This is a genomic window from Alkalihalobacillus phoenicis (assembly GCF_047302405.1).
In the GTDB taxonomy this organism is placed as follows: domain Bacteria; phylum Bacillota; class Bacilli; order Bacillales; family Bacillaceae_D; genus Alkalihalobacillus.
This window is the reverse complement of sequence record NZ_CP154853.1, coordinates 1,824,775-1,841,995: the sequence shown is the minus strand read 5'-3', so window position 1 is coordinate 1,841,995 and position 17,221 is coordinate 1,824,775. Positions and strand designations below refer to the sequence as shown.

The 17,221-nt window shown below is 34.0% G+C and carries 19 protein-coding genes; 11 read left to right on the top strand and 8 right to left on the bottom strand.

What is annotated here, in order from left to right:
- Positions 1 to 27: 27 nt before the first annotated feature.
- Both AA0017_RS08740 and AA0017_RS08735 read right to left on the bottom strand, forming a co-directional pair.
- Positions 28 to 702, bottom strand: coding sequence for a response regulator transcription factor (locus tag AA0017_RS08740; protein WP_413380991.1), 675 nt, complete (start codon positions 700 to 702; stop codon positions 28 to 30).
- A complete protein-coding gene (locus AA0017_RS08735) occupies positions 677 to 2,083 on the bottom strand; it encodes a sensor histidine kinase (protein WP_413380989.1) in 1,407 nt (468 codons plus the stop codon). Before AA0017_RS08735 ends, AA0017_RS08740 begins: the two co-directional genes overlap by 26 nt.
- Positions 2,084 to 2,283: 200 nt before the next feature.
- On the opposite strand from AA0017_RS08735, the gene AA0017_RS08730 reads away from it, so the two are divergent.
- Together AA0017_RS08730 and AA0017_RS08725 are read left to right on the top strand one after the other, a co-directional pair.
- Complete coding sequence (locus AA0017_RS08730; RefSeq protein WP_413380987.1) at positions 2,284 to 3,228, top strand: MBL fold metallo-hydrolase; 945 nt, start codon at positions 2,284 to 2,286, stop codon at positions 3,226 to 3,228.
- A 173-nt stretch (positions 3,229 to 3,401) separates the two neighbouring features.
- The gene (locus tag AA0017_RS08725) at positions 3,402 to 4,397 is read left to right on the top strand and encodes an MBL fold metallo-hydrolase (RefSeq protein WP_413380985.1); all 996 of its coding nucleotides are present in this window, start codon (positions 3,402 to 3,404) and stop codon (positions 4,395 to 4,397) included.
- A 7-nt stretch (positions 4,398 to 4,404) separates the two neighbouring features.
- Here the strand turns inward: AA0017_RS08725 and AA0017_RS08720 are convergent, their stop codons facing one another.
- The 4 genes from AA0017_RS08720 to AA0017_RS08705 form a co-directional block, all read right to left on the bottom strand.
- Positions 4,405 to 4,842 (bottom strand): disulfide oxidoreductase, encoded by a 438-nt coding sequence (locus AA0017_RS08720; protein ID WP_413380983.1) that lies wholly within the window; start codon positions 4,840 to 4,842, stop codon positions 4,405 to 4,407.
- Positions 4,843 to 5,523: a thioredoxin domain-containing protein gene (locus AA0017_RS08715; RefSeq protein WP_413380981.1), complete on the bottom strand. Its 681-nt coding sequence runs from the start codon at positions 5,521 to 5,523 to the stop codon at positions 4,843 to 4,845.
- Positions 5,524 to 5,997: 474 nt separating this feature from the next.
- A complete protein-coding gene (locus AA0017_RS08710; RefSeq protein WP_413380979.1) occupies positions 5,998 to 6,579 on the bottom strand; it encodes a hypothetical protein in 582 nt (193 codons plus the stop codon).
- Between the two features lie 328 nt (positions 6,580 to 6,907).
- A complete protein-coding gene (locus AA0017_RS08705) occupies positions 6,908 to 7,228 on the bottom strand; it encodes a hypothetical protein (protein ID WP_413380977.1) in 321 nt (106 codons plus the stop codon).
- Positions 7,229 to 7,397: 169 nt separating this feature from the next.
- Between AA0017_RS08705 and AA0017_RS08700 the strand changes: the two genes are divergently transcribed.
- The 8 genes from AA0017_RS08700 to AA0017_RS08665 all read left to right on the top strand — a co-directional run bounded on the left by AA0017_RS08700 (position 7,398) and on the right by AA0017_RS08665 (position 15,023).
- Positions 7,398 to 7,895 (top strand): NUDIX hydrolase, encoded by a 498-nt coding sequence (locus tag AA0017_RS08700; RefSeq protein WP_413380975.1) that lies wholly within the window; start codon positions 7,398 to 7,400, stop codon positions 7,893 to 7,895.
- 72 nt (positions 7,896 to 7,967) lie between these two features.
- Complete coding sequence (locus AA0017_RS08695; RefSeq protein ID WP_413380973.1) at positions 7,968 to 8,465, top strand: L,D-transpeptidase family protein; 498 nt, start codon at positions 7,968 to 7,970, stop codon at positions 8,463 to 8,465.
- Between the two features lie 279 nt (positions 8,466 to 8,744).
- Positions 8,745 to 9,116, top strand: a complete 372-nt coding sequence (locus tag AA0017_RS08690) for a hypothetical protein (protein ID WP_413380971.1) — start codon at positions 8,745 to 8,747, stop codon at positions 9,114 to 9,116.
- A gap of 225 nt (positions 9,117 to 9,341) precedes the next feature.
- Positions 9,342 to 10,550, top strand: a complete 1,209-nt coding sequence (locus AA0017_RS08685) for a CynX/NimT family MFS transporter (protein WP_413380969.1) — start codon at positions 9,342 to 9,344, stop codon at positions 10,548 to 10,550.
- Between the two features lie 208 nt (positions 10,551 to 10,758).
- A complete protein-coding gene (locus AA0017_RS08680) occupies positions 10,759 to 11,358 on the top strand; it encodes a TetR/AcrR family transcriptional regulator (protein WP_413380967.1) in 600 nt (199 codons plus the stop codon).
- On the top strand, positions 11,355 to 12,551 hold the full coding sequence (locus AA0017_RS08675) for a hypothetical protein (RefSeq protein ID WP_413380965.1): 1,197 nt from the start codon (positions 11,355 to 11,357) through the stop codon (positions 12,549 to 12,551). The genes AA0017_RS08680 and AA0017_RS08675 overlap by 4 nt, the downstream gene beginning before the upstream one ends.
- Before the next feature lie 296 nt (positions 12,552 to 12,847).
- Positions 12,848 to 14,305: a polysaccharide deacetylase family protein gene (locus AA0017_RS08670; RefSeq protein ID WP_413380963.1), complete on the top strand. Its 1,458-nt coding sequence runs from the start codon at positions 12,848 to 12,850 to the stop codon at positions 14,303 to 14,305.
- Between the two features lie 193 nt (positions 14,306 to 14,498).
- Positions 14,499 to 15,023 (top strand): hypothetical protein, encoded by a 525-nt coding sequence (locus tag AA0017_RS08665; RefSeq protein ID WP_413380961.1) that lies wholly within the window; start codon positions 14,499 to 14,501, stop codon positions 15,021 to 15,023.
- A 287-nt stretch (positions 15,024 to 15,310) separates the two neighbouring features.
- On the opposite strand, the gene AA0017_RS08660 is transcribed toward AA0017_RS08665, so the two are convergent.
- Entirely contained in the window at positions 15,311 to 15,745 is a 435-nt protein-coding gene (locus AA0017_RS08660) for a DUF2383 domain-containing protein (protein ID WP_413380960.1), read from the bottom strand.
- A 233-nt stretch (positions 15,746 to 15,978) separates the two neighbouring features.
- Here AA0017_RS08660 and AA0017_RS08655 point away from each other — a divergent pair, with 233 nt between their 5' ends.
- Positions 15,979 to 16,425: a hypothetical protein gene (locus tag AA0017_RS08655; RefSeq protein WP_413380958.1), complete on the top strand. Its 447-nt coding sequence runs from the start codon at positions 15,979 to 15,981 to the stop codon at positions 16,423 to 16,425.
- 103 nt (positions 16,426 to 16,528) lie between these two features.
- Here AA0017_RS08655 and AA0017_RS08650 read toward each other — a convergent pair whose 3' ends face one another.
- The gene (locus AA0017_RS08650; RefSeq protein WP_413382498.1) at positions 16,529 to 17,035 is read right to left on the bottom strand and encodes a YhcN/YlaJ family sporulation lipoprotein; all 507 of its coding nucleotides are present in this window, start codon (positions 17,033 to 17,035) and stop codon (positions 16,529 to 16,531) included.
- Positions 17,036 to 17,221 lie beyond the last annotated feature (186 nt).

The window sequence follows — 17,221 nt, the reverse complement described above, 5'->3', positions numbered from 1 at the left end:
AGCCCGATTCTAATCCAATATATAGTCTCAAACATCGAGCCACTTATAACCTACACCCCACACGGTTTTAAGGTGTTTTTCAACAGGAACGTTAGCTTTCCGTAATTTGTCTCTTAAATTACGGACATGTGAATCAACGGTACGGTCTTCAATGTTTAATTCATTATTCCAAACAGAATAAATTAAATTTTCTCGCGAATACACTTTATTAGGATTGGAGAGGAACAGCTGTAATAAGCCAAATTCTTTTTTTGTTAATAACAGCTCTTTATCTTGATAGTGAACTTCAAATGAATCACTGTTAAGCATTAAGTCGTTGAATTGAAGCCGTTTTTTTCTTCCGCTTCTTCTAAGGACGGCTTCGATTCGAGCAACTAATATTTCCTCATCAAAGGGCTTAGTAATATAGTCATCAGCCCCCATTGTTAAACCTGTTACTATATCCTGCTTATCCGCTCTCGCTGTTAGCATAATGATTGGAATATCTTTTTCTTTCTTAATTTCTGTACAAACATCCCAACCGCTCATTTCTGGCATCATGACATCTAGTAAAATTAAATCAATGTTCTCATGTATTGCATATTCGATTCCTGTATGAGCAGAGCTTTTTTTTACACATGTATAACCTAAAGGGGTTAAATACAAAGATAATAAATCAAGCATTCTTTCTTCATCATCAATTAGTAATAAAGTTTGTTTCATTTTTTTCATCCTTAAAAAATAATTGAATCGTGGTTCCTTTGTTTTCTTTACTTTGAATGGAAATATCGCCACCGTGGGCATTCATTAGTTCTTTGACGATAGCTAGGCCAAGACCTGAACCACCATATTTACGTGTTCTTGCTTTTTCTACCCGATAAAACTTGTCCATAATATGGGGAATATCGCTTGCTGGAATGCCTTGTCCATTATCAATTATTTCCATGAATAAACCGTTATGTACGGCTGAGACAGCTATCATCACTTCGGAGCCACTATTAGAATAATGAATGGAATTATCTAATAAATTGACAACGATTTGTTCAAGTCGTCTGGGGTCAGCAGATAAGGATAATTGATTTGGACATTGAACAGTCAATGACATCTTTTTTTCGTAAAAGGCTGGTTCCATTTTTAGTTGAATTTGTTCTAAGAAGTCCACTAAATGAATCATTTCCTTCTTAATTACAAATTGGTTCTGATCCAATTTCGCTAAGTCAAATAAATCATCGATTAATTCGGTTAACTTTTCTGATTCCTCATGAATTATTTTTAAATATTTATCTTCATCTTTTGCTGAAAGTTTTCTCTTTTGTACAACATCGGCATAGCCTTTTATATACGTTAAGGGTGTTCGTAATTCATGAGCAATTGTGGCCAAAAATTCATTACGTTCTTTTTTTAGATAATCTAAATCGTGAGCAAGAGTTTGAATGGAGCGAGCGAGATCACCAAGCTCATCTTTGCGTGTATTAGGAAGAGAAACTGAAAAATCCCCATTGCTCATTTTGACCGTTGCTTCTTTCATTTTAAGTAATGGTTTGACAATGTTAACCGATAAAATAAAAATAATGATTGTTGTTAAAGAAATGACAATAACAGCGGTTAACCAAAAGTGTTCATTTAATTGATGAATGACGGCATGTAAGGAATCAGTCGACAAAAACATATAGACATAACCAATCGTTTCGCTGCGTTCATTGATAATTTCATGTACCGTATTAATATAAGAAAAAGAATTAATATCATCATTTAAAATCAAACCTTTTCTTGGAACACTATCAAAGGTAAAGCTTTGTAAAAAGGCTTCCTCAATCCATTGATTTGGAAAAGAGGAGCTTAAGACTTGCTGGGCTCCATTGGTCACTATGACATCTGTATTTGCAGCAACTTCCATTAAGGTAACATGATAAATGGTCTCTTCATCAAATGAATGCTCAAGTGTTAGCTGATGTGAGTGGCCTCTAGCTAAAAGGGAACTAACTTCATCCTCAATTCGGGAATCGACTAAAACATTATGTAAAAAAAAGACCATAGTCAATTCTAGCCCAAGGATAATGACAAAAAACATAAGGCCTAATTTTAATGATAGTCTAAATTTCATGTACGGGACCTCACTCTTTATAAATTTACTCATTCATCCTTATTATAATCAAAAAAATGTCGAGAAATGGTGCAGTTTCTTGTTTCGAACAAATAATATGGTAATTTTCATTGATTTTTAAAAGGAATTATCGAGAGCTTTATCGAAATAAGCAGTATCATATATAAATAATGATATAAAAAAACTGATATGGAGGACATATGCTTACAAAAGTGGTAGACGACATCTATTTAGTGAAGGTCAGATTTCCATTTGGGATTCGTGAAGTCAACTGTTATTTATTTAAGGGAGAACGTGGTTATACGCTGGTTGATACAGGAAGTGAGGCAGAAGAGTCTATTCAATTATGGACAGATATTCTTTCTAAAGGAATTATAATTGAAAAAATCGTTCTAACACATGTCCATCCCGACCATGTTGGATTAGCCCGCTGGTTTCAAGAAAATCATCAATTACCGGTTCATTTATCAACGGTTGGCAATGAAGAACTGAAAATGATTCAAAATGATCATATTAAAGAAGAAGATTTAGAAAATATAATTTGTGAAAATGGAGCACCTAGCATTCCAACTGAGATGTTGTCATTAGATCCTAGCCCTTATTATTTCACACCAGATGTTCTTTTTGAAATAGGAGAATTTATTCAATTAGGGGATGACGAGTATGAGGTCATTTGGACGCCAGGGCACTCAACTGATCACATGTGTTTTTACCAAAGAGAAAAACAAATTCTTGTCGTAGGTGACCATGTGTTAAAGGATATTTCACCAATTATTTATTTTTCATTAAGTAATAAAGAAGAGGACTCCATGAAACATTATTTTCAATCTCTTGATTTAATCCGAAACTATCCTACTAAACTATGTTTACCTGGGCATGGAGAAGTATTTAGTAATTTGATTGAAAGAGTAGATGAATTGAAAAAGGGTCACGAACATAGGATCGAACAAATGCTCCATTGTTTGAAATCAGATTGGAAAACCGCCACAGAGGTCTGTACGGAAATCTATCAACCAAAAAAGAAAACTCATTTTTTTAGTCCGTTTATTTCGACGATTGCTCGTTTTAAATATCTTGTTTCTGAAGGAATGGTTGACTATTACACAGAAAATGGCATTCGATATTATCGAGCTAAAAGTGAATGAGGGGAGATAATAGTTGCATGAGGGCTATCTGCTTATTTATGAAAAAAATTTAAAAGTTATTAGGACGGGACTTTAATACGGTGAATCGAAAATATGGTATATTAGTAAGAAATACCGTGAACTAAAAGAGACAAGTTTTGTTTAGTGAAACGATAAATAGAAGGTGTAAGAAAATGATAAAAACGGAGAAATTTCAGCAACTGATTGATTTAGATTTGCTCCATCAAATTACGGACGATGTCTACCAATTAAAAGTTCAATACCCATTTGAGATGGGAGAGATGAATAGCTATTTATTTAAAGGAGAAAATGGCTATACAATTGTGGATACAGGGAGCTATGCTGAGCAATCAAAAGCTTTATGGCAAGATGTTATAAAAGAAGATTTTAAAATCGATAAGATTGTTTTAACTCATACTCATCCTGATCATATCGGTTTAGCAGATTGGTTTCAAAAAGAGTATGGAGCTTCTGTTCATGTTTCGACTTTAGGAGCTAAACAATTAATAAAATTAAGGCAGAATACTCAACAAACGGCTTTATGGTTAGAGTTTGTTGAAAAAAATGGTGGGCCACACATGCCAACAGAACTTGTGCACCTTGAAGCAGACGCCTACTTATTTGAACCGGATTTTTTATTTGATGAAGGTGACTTTATCAGACTAGGTGATGATTTTTATGAAGTGATTTGGACTCCTGGTCATTCAATTGATCATGTTTGCTTTTATCAAAAAGAGAAAGGTATTATGATTGTCGGGGACCATGTGATTCAGCATTTATCACCAACCGTTTATTTATCATTAAACGACCCTCATTATAATGCATTAGATGCTTATTTGACCTCTTTAGAGAAGTTGAAAAAGTATCCAACAAAAATGACTTTACCTGGACATGGTGAGCTCATTGAAAATCTCCATGAGCGAATTGATAGAACGTTAAGAAGTCATCAGCGCCGTTTAGAACAGGTGCTTGATTTAATAAGTGAGGAAGCCAAAAATGCGGCGGAAATTAGTCAAGAAGTTTACGGAGACGTAGAGTTGAAATTGTTTATCAATCCGTTAATGGCAACAGTGACACGCCTTATTTTTCTTGAACAATTAGGAGAAGTGAATAAAGAAATCAAAAATGGAATTATTTATTATAAAAGAAGAGAAAAAAAGCTTGATTGAGAATAGCTCAATCAAGCTTTTTTGTTTCTTTTCTTAATACGATAAATAAAAATATCGTAATTAATGTAAAGGCAGTTAAGGCTAAAAAGGGTATGGTGATAAAACCAAACCAATTGATGTATTGCATGTTACAGGGAACCCCATCTTTACAAGGGCTAATGGCTCCAAAGGAAGGGATTTTTTGAATGAGATAATGATAAAGGGATATACAACCGCCTATTACAGATAAGGGAAGAATGTATCGTACGACTTTAAAGTCATTAAAATAGACCGCGATCCCTAGAATAAAAGTTAATGGGTACATAAAGATTCGTTGGTACCAACAGAGTTCGCACGGAATAAACTGTTTCACTTCACTAAAGTACAAGCTTCCAAGTGTAGCGATAATGGAGACGAGCCAAGCAAAATAAAGAAAGGATTTTGCAGACAATAGCTTGGCCATCATTTAGTCCTCCAACTCTTTTTCGATTAATGATTTGATATGTTCATAATCAAAAGGATCTTCTACTAATGTTCCATTAATGACAATGCTTGGTGTTAATTGGATATCATACTCGATGACTTGCTCGGTATCAGCTGTCAACTCGTCGATAAAAGTTTGTTCGATAATATCTGCTGCTAGCTGTTCTAAATCAATTTCTGCTTCTATTTCAGCGGCGATTTCAACAAGCTTTAATGGAGTGACCCATGCTTCATCATGATTTTGGGAAGCTGGTTGTTGATGAAAAATTTCTTGATGATATTCCCAAAAGGCTTCTGGGTGGTGATGCCAAACTGATTCACTAGCAAGGGCAGCTAAACCAGATTCTTCTCCGTGAAATAATGTATTGATGTATGAGTAATGAACAAGTCCATCATCAATAAAATCTTCTTGTAACTGGGGTAAAATGGTTTCGTCCCACCTTTTACAAGCAGGGCATTTATAATCACCAAACTCAACAACTGAGACGAGAGCATCTTGATTACCCAAAATTGGCTGTCCATTAATATCTGGATGCTCAGAAAAAATAATATCTTGATTAGGTTCATCTTTTTGAGAGAAGAAGAAAAAAAGAACAGCCGTAACGACTAAAGCAAGTGTAAAAATAACGATAAATTTTGAAGTGCGAGTTGAACTAGTTGACATAAAAAAACTCCTTATTCAATATGGATTCTTTGTTTAACCCATTAAATATTATAAAGCTAAATTGTGCAAAAAGTGTGCAGTTATAACTAAACCTTATTTATTCTAGTTGCTCAAATAGTCTCTAATATAAAGAGGCTGGGATAAAAACCTCCTTTGATAGGAAAAGCCAGTGACATTTTACTCATTTAAAACGTCACTGGCTTTCGTTCTATTTATATGGTGTTCTACTCACCGCTCCCGAAAAACATGCTCCGCGTCCTGCGGGGTGGCACGGCCACTAGATCCCGCGGGAGTCTCCGCATATTTTCGTCCACTAGGGCACAGGATAATCTTCGTTTTCATCCTTGTAAGTAATAGCAGGAAGTGATGAAATTCAAAACGGGGGAATAAAGAGCCGAAAAACAACTAAAAATGTTCTTTAGACTTGTTTTCTACTTTCTAAAGCTAGTTATGTCCCAGCCTCTTAGTCGGTGTTTAATGAATATCAAAGTTGGCTAATTTCCATTCATCATCAATTAGCTCAAAGGTTAATAAATATTCAACATTTGATTTGTCGTCCACTTCAGCAAAGATAACGTCAATTTCATCTTCGGAAATTAAGTTAATCGCTCGGAATTCTAAAGTCTCCAAAGTGAAATGATAAAATGAGGAAATGGGTAAGTAGTCCGCATCTTCTGAACTAATCATTTCAATAAAAGTTTCATTTTGATTATTATAAGCCGTAAATACGTCCAATGACAAATTTAATAGTGTCTCTAGGATCGCAGAATGTGGAACAGTCGGATCTAACAAACTAAGTTGCTCTTGCAACTCATCTATTTGCTCTTCTCTATTATTTACTTGCTGGTGAAGAGCATCCGTTGCAATTTGATATTCAATTTCTTTAGCGTTTAATTGTTCTTCTAACTCTCTATTTTCAGCTCGTAATTCATTGTTTTCTTCTTTAAGGTCGCTTAATTGTTGTTGAATATCTATGCTGCCATTATTTGTTTGAGTTGTGTCGACACATCCGACTAATACGAATGCCAACAAACATAAGAACGGTAATTTTTTCATCTTGACCTCCCCTTAACATTAAGAGTTTACCATAGAAATGGAGAAACTTTGTATCTTTTTTAATTATTTTGGACAAAAGATAGCAAAAAAATAACGAGTTATCGAAAACTCGTTCTGATATACGAAGTGAGTTATCCAGATTAACATGTAAGGTATTCGCTATCTTTCCTCATATTCCTTTTTTCTTTCAGAGTTTTGCAAATGGTTTTCTGTTTTTAACTTAAATTTTGTAGAAATGGCCTAAAAAAGTAGATGAGGATCATTTTCTCATCTACTTCCTTATAGTAATTGATTTTCTCATGTAGTTCGAGTAGTGCCATGTGTTTGATTAATTGGTTTCTTCCTCTTTCTCTCCTTCTTTTTTATCAAGCAGATGAATGAGGCAAAAGTTTACGAGTGTAACTAATGGTATAAAATAAATGAGCGTGTAAATTCCTAAGCTTTCAAAAAATCGATTTGTTTGATTTTCAAAAATTTGATTATCCATACTATAAACAACGGGTGTAGCTGCCACTAAAATAAAAGCAGAAATTCCAAAGGCAACGGCAAGTGCTATGTATTTATGTTGCTTCTTTTTCATAATAACGATACTAGCTATTATAGAAACAACGAAGGAAACAAGGATAATCGTCATAAATAAACTGTTCACAAAAAAACCTCCGATAAGAAATTAATGTCAATTAATCGTAACAAAAAAAATCGATATTTGATATGATTATATAGTAACTATTGCTAATTGTGTTCATTAACCAAGTTTTGTTGTTATTATGTCATAAATGGAATAATAAAAGTCAATGAATTTGAGGTAGGTGGAACGAATGCATACGTATACACTTTGTTTTATTAAGCGAAAAGATGAGATATTGTTATTAAATCGTGAAAAGCCACAATGGATGGGGGCTTGGAATGGTGTTGGTGGGAAAATAGAAGTTGGTGAAGAACCGCTTGAGAGTATTATTCGCGAAATGCAAGAAGAGACAGGTCTTTTGTTTGAAAAAGAGGATGTCCATTATAAAGGAACACTATCGTGGAGTGACATAGAGAATACATATTATGATGGACTTTATCTTTTTGTGGCGGAACTTCCAGAACATATTCCATACATAACACCGCTCAAAACTGAGGAAGGAATTTTAGATTGGAAAAAAATTGAATGGATTTTACATCATGAAAATGTCGGTGTCGCAAATTTGTCCTATTTTTTAAAAACGATTTTATCGGATCAAGCCATTTACGAACATGCTTTTATTTATAAAGGAGACCAAGTTGTTCAGTTTAAAAAGAAGTCATTAAATCCGTCGTTGGAAAGTGTTTAAATGATTTAACTGAACAGATAAACGAGAGCCCACATATAGTAGTAAATATAATCTATACGGGAGGCTCTTAAAATGTATCGTCATATTGTTAAATCAGGAGAAACGTTATGGCAGATTTCAATTGATTACCGGGTACCATTTGCTGCAATTATCCAGGCAAATCCAATGATTAATCCAAATGTATTGTACATCGGTCAGCCTATTATCATCCCTGGCTTGCCAGACCCAAATACATTACCTTATGAAATACATGTATCTCTTTCTAATCATACTTTGACTTTATTACAAAATGGAACCGTAGTAAAAACATATCCTATTGCAGTTGGAAAGATGTTAACGGAGACGCCAGTGGGTGATTTTGTGATTATTAATAAGGCACCAAACCCTGGAGGGCCTTATGGAACGATGTGGATGTCCCTTTCAAAACAGCATTATGGCATTCACGGTACCAACGATCCGTCCTCGATTGGAAAATCCGTCTCACATGGCTGTATTCGGATGTTTAATGCCGATGTAGAAGAGTTAGCAGCAACGATTCCGATTGGAACAAGAGTAAGAATTCAACCATAGGGAAGATTATAAAACTATTCCTTGAGCTATAAGTGGAATAGTTTTTGTTATTTATAAAGATAGATACCACTCGGTCTATAGTATGTACAAATAGAATGTTATAATTTGTATGTATTACTTAGTAAACTAAGCAGAAATTTGTGAGGGTCTACGTATTTATTTTGGTATGAGAGAACGATCTAAAAATACTAAAAAACTTGATAGTTATAGCAGAGATATACAGAGTGTCTTAAAAAGAATTCATAACTTCCATCTGTAAAGAAAGGAAATATCATAAAAATGGATTGGAATGAAGATGATAGCTTAGAGCGACAAAAAACTAAACTTTTAACTGGAATTGGCTGTTTTTTGGGGCTAGTTTTTTTAGTGCTTTTAGTCATTTTGGCACTAGGTTGGTTGTTCTTTCTAAAGTCACCTGAAGAGACTCAATTAGAGGTGAGCTTTTCTCCAAATGATATAAACAAAATTGAAGTGGTTAAGGTAGACGCATTTCCAGATCCTATCCTTAGAATTAAATATGATGACAAGTCCATCATGAAAACGAAACTTCCTCAAATTATATCAATAGAGTGGAAAAATGATTATGAAGCAGAGGTCATTCTTACAAGAAGGGGGAGAGAACCAGACATTGTTAAGGTAGAGTTTGAATAGCCATAACCTATTTGGTCCCATTAACAAAATAAAATTAAATATTATTATAAATTATTCTAAATGAGTAGCCAGTAGAAAAAAACATCTACTGGTTTTCTTTATAAAGTGAACCACTTATCTAAAAGCTTGTTAGGCCGTTATTAATAGTATAAGTTGATAAAATGCAATAAAAAATGGTAAATTATTTTGAGGTATGTGGTATTTTCATAGGTAAGGAGGAGAGTAATGAAAATGAAAAAACGTAATCAAAAACAGTATTTTTTGGTATTGTTGATTTTAGCTGTTTTGTTTATTGCCTCTATATTAAGATCACCAATTACTTCATTAGGGCCTTTAATTCCAATGATTCGTGAAGAGTTAGGCGTTTCGAATGCTTTAGTTGGTTTCGTTAATACTCTCCCATTATTAGCTTTCGGATTATTTTCACCATTTGTTCCAGCGTTAGCCAGAAGATTAGGAATGGAAAAAGTCCTCTTACTTGCGATGCTAGTGTTGTCCTTTGGTATTTTTTTAAGAGGGACTGGGGGAATTTCGGTTTTATTATTCGGTACGTTTCTAGTAGGTATAGCCATTGCTGTCGGGAATGTTCTAATGCCAGGTTTAATTAAGTTAAGCTTTCCGTATCGAGTTGGTTTGATGACCGGATTTTATTCTGTCTCTATGAATATATTTGGAGCTCTTGCATCTGGTCTTTCTATTCCTATTACTAACATTGAAGGAATAGACTGGCGTTCTTCGATGCAAGTTTGGAGTATTTTGGCTTTGATAGCCATGTTATTACTAATTTTACGTTTACCAGCTAATAGGGAAACTAACAGCTTACCTAGTAAAGTGAATAATCAACCAACAAATGCTTTATTTAAGTCGAAAGTTGCTTGGGCAGTTACGATTTATATGGGGCTGCAATCGTTCATTCCATATAGTTTGTTTACGTGGTTGCCTGATATATTACTAGTAAAGGGATTTGCTGAAGAACAAACGGGTTGGTTTATTGCCCTATTCCAAGTGGGGCTTATTCCAGCAACATTTCTAGTACCACTTATAGCATTCAAATTTAAGCATCAAAGTTATTTGGCGTTATTATCAGGAGTTTTATTTTTTATTGGATTATTAGGTATTACTTTTATATCATCAAATTTGATTATGCTATGTTTACTTATAACAGGAGTTGGAGCTGGAACAGCCTTTAGTTTAGCTATGCTTTTTTTTGTATTACGTACTAATACGATAGAGGAATCATCTCAATTATCTAGTATGGCACAGTCAATTGGGTATATGATAGCTGCGATAGGACCCATCTTTTTGGGGTTAGTGGCAGAGTGGACAAATAGTTGGAATACACCGCTTCTTATTCTTATGTTAGCATCCGTTGGAATTGCTATGTGTGGATTTGTTGCTGGGAAAAGTGAAAAAGTAATCGTAAAGCAGCATTAGAGGAACTTAACTATTATACGATGTTTAACAGAGTAGTGCCTTGAACTAACTTGCTCTAACTTAATATATATTTGACAGGAATTAAGGGTAGTTCATTAAATATAATGAATTGCCTTTTTGTTATGTGTACGGCCCTTGACTTAATAGAGTAAATACTCTAAAGTTAGATTTAGAGTATTTACTCTATTTTGTGAAGGAGGATATTCTGTTGAATAAGACTAAAGAAAAAATTATCGATACAGCTATCATTATGTTTAATCAAGAAGGAACTAGTTCAGTATCTACAAATCATATGGCAAAGGAACTTGGGATTAGCACAGGGAACCTATATTATCATTTCAAAAATAAAGAGGAGATTATTAGAGCTATTTTAGAAAAAATGATTCAAGAATGGGACAGTGTTTGGCAAGTTCCGAATTCAAATTGGTTGCCTTCCTTTGAAGATCTAAAGTCAATCATAAGAGCTAGCTTTCAATTAGAGTGGAAATACAGATTTTTCTATCGTGAGCTTATTGTATTAATGAAAATGGATCCTCTATTAAAAGACAGACATCAACAAATACAAGAGCAACGAATGACTGAACAAAAGAAATTTTTTCAATATTTTATTGATGCTGGTGTTCTTTCTATATCGCAAGGCGAATCACAGGTACAAGACTTATTAAAAATTAGTTGGATCATCAGTAATTATTGGCTTGCTTTTCTTGAAACTAGCGGTGAAGAAGTATCAGAAGAAAAAATAGAACAAGGTATTCAGCTAATTATGACGGTTATTCAACCTTATCTAAATGAAGGAGAGATTAGATGAGAGTAAAAGAAAACATTGAATCTGAAAAGATGACTAGAAGAACCTTTTTAAAGAAATCAGGAGCTGCTTTTCTAGTAGTTGTGTGGGCAGGATTAACGTGGAGAGCGATTGACCAAGGTGTTTTTAGTACGGGAAAAGGACCAGCTTACGAGCCGTGGAATATTAGTAAAGAAAATTTAAAAACGGGTGTACTTGCTTTAGTAAATGATGCTATTTTAGCTTCTAACCCTCATAACACTCAGCCCTGGCTATTTAAAGTAACGGATTCTTTTATAGAAATATATGCAGATGAGAGCCGAAACATCGGTACGATCGATCCATTGAGGAGAGAAATGTTTATTGGTCTAGGATGTGCGATTGAGAATCTCATGTTGTCTGCCTATGCAAACGGGTATCAACCACAATTAGTTTATACACCTAATAGTCTTGATCCATACTGTATTGCTCGTATTGACCTTGAGCAAGGTAGAAAATATGATTCCCCATTATATAAAGCTATTCCTCTTAGACATACACACCGTGGAGAATATGATACTAACCATCTGATCTCTCAAACAATCTTTACAGAAGTAGAAAATCTAATAGTAGATGAGAAAAAGGTAAAAATTTCATGGTTTTCCTCTACTGAAGAAAAACAAATGTTAGGAAATTTAATTGTAAAAGCAACAGAAGCGATCATAGCAGATAAAGAAATGAGTGCGGATACGAATAAATGGTTCAAGGAGAATTGGAAAGACATACAAGAGGAACGTGATGGAATAACCTTGGACGCACAAGGTGGCTCTTTTTTAATTAGAGCACTTGGTAAGATATTACCCCCATTGTCACATAAAAAGAACGATCAATTTTGGTTATCTGCAACGAAAGATACCCATACGGCTACAGCAGCAGCTTATGGCTTACTATCTGTAAAAGATGCTAGTGATAATGTACAACGTGCTAGAGCAGGTAGAGCATGGCAAAGAATTCATTTATACGGAGCGAGTCTTGGGATAGGTATGCAACCATTAAGTCAGTTAAATGAGATGGTTGATCGTGAAAAAAGTCTTAATGCACCCGAACTTTTCGGAGCTAAGTTAAAGGAGATTACTGAAGATCCATCATGGAACGGATTATTAATTTTTAGATGTGGTTACCCGTTAAAAGAAACACATCTTAGTCCAAGAAGGTCAATAAGGGAAGTGACCTTATAATCAGATGATTTAATCAATTTATTGTTCAAGATATCTAATAGAGGAGTTGGGGATTTGAGGGCTTCTAATTAGGCGAGTTTTATTATGGGTCAGGCTTGTATTGGTGGCGTGTTTTGTTTAGAGCAAAGTATTCTTACCATTTAATCTTGTCAGTGTTTGGTGAAGTCATTTCTACAAATATATTAAACCATGTTTTGCTCCCTATATTTCACATAAAAAATTTATTGTTTTACTGGAATTAATTTGGTAGTATATTGATTTGTATGTGAGATAAATGGAGAGAGGATTTGTATTAGATGATAAGGCGAATTAAGTGGCCTGGTTGGCTGTTGCTTCTTATCTTGGTTATTGTTGTAAGTAGTTTCTTTTTTAGTCTATTAAAGAAAAATACTGAAACCATACAGGCTCAAGAGGTGATAGTCTCTCATGGTCAAATAATAGATGAGAATGACCAAAATTTTGAAACGAAATATTCAGGGATTGATGTTGTCAGTAAAACAAAACAAACTGAAATTTATACATCTTCTATTGTTGTACCGGAAACGGGGATTGAAGCTATTGACAAGAATGTACATGAGTGGCTTAGGAATAAAGAGAAAGAATTTCTAGAGCAAGTTGACCTAAATAAGGATATTTTTAATGAGGAGCATCTCGCACATTTAAATATTCAAATGACCACTCAGCAAATTACGAGTCATATATATAGTTTTATATTTAGTAACTATCAGTATTATGGGGGAGCCAACGGAAATCAAGATATTACTACGTTTACTATTGACCTTAAAAAAGGAAAAATCTTGGAATTGGAAGAAGTCCTAGCTGTCAATAAAGATTCAGTTGATACAATTTATCAACTGGCTTTTAGTTTACTACAAGAAGATGAGGAGCGGTTTAGCTTTGTATTTGAAGACCAATTAAAAGATGCCTTAACAAAACCGACAAATTGGAAATGGTCTTTAAGTAGTGACGTATTCTCGCTTTATTTTGATAAATATGAAATTGCTGCTGGTGCTGTAGGTCTCATGCAGGTTGATATCCCACTTGATGAAATCTTAACTTATATTAATGAAGATATATTAATAGATTCTGAGAAAGTAGAGGTGGGGGATATAGATAAAGAGATTATAGAGTCAGAATGGAAGGAATTAGATCCGAACGGGAAATACGTGGCTCTTACATTTGATGATGGACCGCATCCAAAAGTAACACCTCAAGTCCTTGATACATTAAGTGAATATGGTGCTAAAGCTACCTTTTATATGTTAGGTACACAAGTAGAATATTACCCTGGATTAGTCCAAGAGGTAGCACGGTTAGGGCATGAAATTGGAAATCATTCAATGAGTCATCCTAATTTAGTCACTCTTGAACCTAAAAGAATAAAACACGAGTTGGAGGAAACAAGTCTACAAATTGAAGAAGCAGTTGGATTCCGTCCTTCTACGATGAGACCTCCATATGGTTCATATAATGACGGGGTAATCTCTCTTATTTCAGACATCGGAATACCAATGGTTTTATGGTCTGTTGATTCCCTTGATTGGAAAAGCAGAGATAAGGATGAAATTAATAAAGTTATCCTTAATAATGTCCATGACGGAGCTATTATTCTGATGCATGACATACATCAAGCTACGGCGGACGCTCTTCCTCATTTGATGAAAGAACTTGACCAGCAAGGTTATGAATTTGTGACCGTTTCGGAGCTTTTAGAACAAAACCATGGGGAGATTGGGCCCCATTCAAAAAGATAAGTACGTAAAGCTCTCAACAACTTGTATGAAGACCGTTATTTTGATTAATCTCTTTCAAGATAACGGTCTTTAAGTTACTAAATCTTAGCTGGGGATTTATTGAATTTAATCATTGAACAAGTAATGAGGTCGATTGATTCACTTCCCAAAAAGCGGAGGACTTAATGTTCGACATAAAAAAGGAGACGTATATATGCTCAAAAAATGGAGTCTTTTACAGCAAGTAGTAGAAGTTTTAGATGAAAACAAAATCGATTACTCATTGGGTGGGAGTGGCTTGTTATATGCATTAGGTTTATCTGAACAAGTAAATGATTGGGATCTAATGGTTGAAGCATCAGAACACGAATTAGTAAAAATCTTGGAAAAGAAATGGATAACTCCGCAAAAGAAAAAAGGAGATAGTTCTTTTGGGAGCGACTATGTTTTACAATTAAACATCGAGAATGTAACATTTGAATTTATTGGTCACTTTTCAATTTATTATGAACAACAGCTGATACAAATACCTAATGAGGTTAGTTTTGTGTGGAATGGTGTAAAAGTTGCAAATCCAGTTGCTTGGTATGTTGCTTATGAACTAATGGCTCGAAAGGATAAGGCAGATTCTCTTTATTACTATTTAAAAGCACATAAAAGCGATAATTCCGTACATTCTAAATGGTTTGAACAGGCATTACCGAATCCAATATTAAAAAAATTGACAGAGCTCAATTGAAGGGGCGTATAATTACTAGGATAAGTCAATGATTTTAATAGTAAAGGAAAACACTTGATTATCCAATGAAGCTCTTTATCAGAGGTGGAGAAGAAATAGATAGCTTAAACCCATAATTTCGCGTACCATAATGGCATTAGAAAATAAAAAAGCATTAAAAAATAATAAAAAACTACCATACATGTCTATATGTAAAGTATTCCATAAAGAGCACTTCACATTTGGCGATTCGTGTTAAGTTATGTCTTCTTTTCTTGTTACAGATGAAACAAGGAATGGATTATAGCTCATGAATGAAGTAGCGATTTTAAATAATCAATATGCTCTCTATCTTTTTCAAGAATTTGATGAACGAGTTGCAGATTTTCATCTCCAAGTTTATCTCGAACGAGCTTTTCTGAGTTTCGAATGCCGTATATATTTTCTCCTTTAATGGCATGTTTAATAATATCTTCATCCGTTTTGTAGCTCTCAAATAGATTTCCTACAAAACTTTCTACTTTTCCAATCAGCCCCTCACTAGTGACCGGAGTCCCATTAAGTCGCTGAATTCGTTCAGAAATGATCGCTGCATGAGTTTTGAGGTCTTTTTGAATCTTAATAAATGAATCTTTTAAGGTAGGGCTTTCGATTTTTTCAATTAAGTGCTCATATGAATGAATCCCCATATAATTTCCTTGTAAAAAATCATTTAATATTTTAACTTCAGCTTTTTTCTCCATATTAGCCACCTTTCTTTTCATTCATTTTATTTAGAAGATATTAATAAAAAATCGATCTCGTTTAGAAAGTTAACACATTTTCTCCAGCAATAGAGTGTTTTTATTATATAATGAGGTAATAAAGGGAAAATAAGGCTAAGATTTATCGAAATAAATAGGTAGTTCATAAGGGGGAGAGGCCTTGCTGATTAAGTATTAACATTGATTGTACTTAATTTACAAGGAGGCATATTATGAATAAAAGGATTGGGTTGCTAATAATCGTAGCTATTGTTGCGTTAATAATCGTTTTATTTTTTCTTGGAAAACAACCTCAGTTTGATGTGGTTGCTCAAGAAAAATTGGACGATGGAACGGTTATTGAAGAATTGGTTTTTGATTATGAGAAGGTATACCAACTATTAGATGTTCTTCATTATGAGTTTGAGAAGGGTGTCTCATTGATTGTTAAAAATGAACAAAAAGAGATGTATGTCATTTTTCAACATCCTACAACAAGTTATTCCAATATTACGTGTGAGATTATTAATAATCAATTATTTATTCATTTTGATTCAGATGATACGGTTCAACATGGTGAAAGTAAAATATTTAAAATGCGTTTTCATAATAAGGACTTTGATTTCATCAAATTGTTTAACAATGGAGAAGAGGATGCCTTTGCAACGATTATCGTATAATAAGTGCCACTTTAATCAGTAAACAAAGTATAGAAAAAGAAAGTCTCAAGGGATATCGAAACCTTTAAGACTTTCTCTTTTTTAATTAAATTAATTTGTGTGATTAACGGGCATTTGGAAAAATTCTTTGAGTCAGTTCTGTAAATTCTTCAAATAACCCTTGAATCGGACGGCCTTCTTGAATTCTATCTCCAAAACCTGTCATTCGATCAACAAAATCTGGGTTCGCTGATACGAATACATTTTGGATATTTGAATCCGTTGATTTAACTACTTCTGAAATTTCATTCTCAAGCTCTTGGCGTATTTCGCCTTTTCTATCATCGTCTAACACAACGGCTACATAAGCATTTCGATTAGCTGCGATGACATTTGCATTGCTTACTTCGTCTAAATCAGTGATTTTATCAGCCGCCTCACTAGCAACTTCCATCCGTGTTTGATTGTTATCCCCATTATTATCTTGTGTTTGCATATTATTTCCACGAGTATTTTGGGTTTCTAGGCGATTTGCATCAGGACCTGGATTCGCTTGATTCCCAAAACCACAACCACTAAAAAGGGCGACAATTAATAATAAGATTAAAGTTCTTTGTATAAACTTCAAAATAATCCTCCTTTAAATGTTATTCACCCATTAATGTGCACACTATCGATTTATTTATACGTAATTCAGTTAAAAAATAATAACCACTGTTTTGAAACATCGAGATGATTGATTTAAAAGATTAAAAACCTTCATTTATCGGTATGTCTTCTCTCTTTTATTAAAAGGTAGAAGAGAATAAAATCAATC

Coding starts and splice junctions, on each gene's coding strand:
- AA0017_RS08710 (WP_413380979.1), bottom strand. CDS start 6,579: ATGAAAAAATTACCGTTCTTATGTTTGTTGGCATTCGTATTAGTCGGA.
- AA0017_RS08665 (WP_413380961.1), top strand. CDS start 14,499: ATGCTCAAAAAATGGAGTCTTTTACAGCAAGTAGTAGAAGTTTTAGAT.
- AA0017_RS08725 (WP_413380985.1), top strand. CDS start 3,402: ATGATAAAAACGGAGAAATTTCAGCAACTGATTGATTTAGATTTGCTC.
- AA0017_RS08670 (WP_413380963.1), top strand. CDS start 12,848: ATGATAAGGCGAATTAAGTGGCCTGGTTGGCTGTTGCTTCTTATCTTG.
- AA0017_RS08660 (WP_413380960.1), bottom strand. CDS start 15,745: ATGGAGAAAAAAGCTGAAGTTAAAATATTAAATGATTTTTTACAAGGA.
- AA0017_RS08655 (WP_413380958.1), top strand. CDS start 15,979: ATGAATAAAAGGATTGGGTTGCTAATAATCGTAGCTATTGTTGCGTTA.
- AA0017_RS08730 (WP_413380987.1), top strand. CDS start 2,284: ATGCTTACAAAAGTGGTAGACGACATCTATTTAGTGAAGGTCAGATTT.
- AA0017_RS08690 (WP_413380971.1), top strand. CDS start 8,745: ATGGATTGGAATGAAGATGATAGCTTAGAGCGACAAAAAACTAAACTT.
- AA0017_RS08700 (WP_413380975.1), top strand. CDS start 7,398: ATGCATACGTATACACTTTGTTTTATTAAGCGAAAAGATGAGATATTG.
- AA0017_RS08720 (WP_413380983.1), bottom strand. CDS start 4,842: ATGATGGCCAAGCTATTGTCTGCAAAATCCTTTCTTTATTTTGCTTGG.
- AA0017_RS08695 (WP_413380973.1), top strand. CDS start 7,968: ATGTATCGTCATATTGTTAAATCAGGAGAAACGTTATGGCAGATTTCA.
- AA0017_RS08715 (WP_413380981.1), bottom strand. CDS start 5,523: ATGTCAACTAGTTCAACTCGCACTTCAAAATTTATCGTTATTTTTACA.
- AA0017_RS08675 (WP_413380965.1), top strand. CDS start 11,355: ATGAGAGTAAAAGAAAACATTGAATCTGAAAAGATGACTAGAAGAACC.
- AA0017_RS08735 (WP_413380989.1), bottom strand. CDS start 2,083: ATGAAATTTAGACTATCATTAAAATTAGGCCTTATGTTTTTTGTCATT.
- AA0017_RS08740 (WP_413380991.1), bottom strand. CDS start 702: ATGAAACAAACTTTATTACTAATTGATGATGAAGAAAGAATGCTTGAT.
- AA0017_RS08685 (WP_413380969.1), top strand. CDS start 9,342: ATGAAAATGAAAAAACGTAATCAAAAACAGTATTTTTTGGTATTGTTG.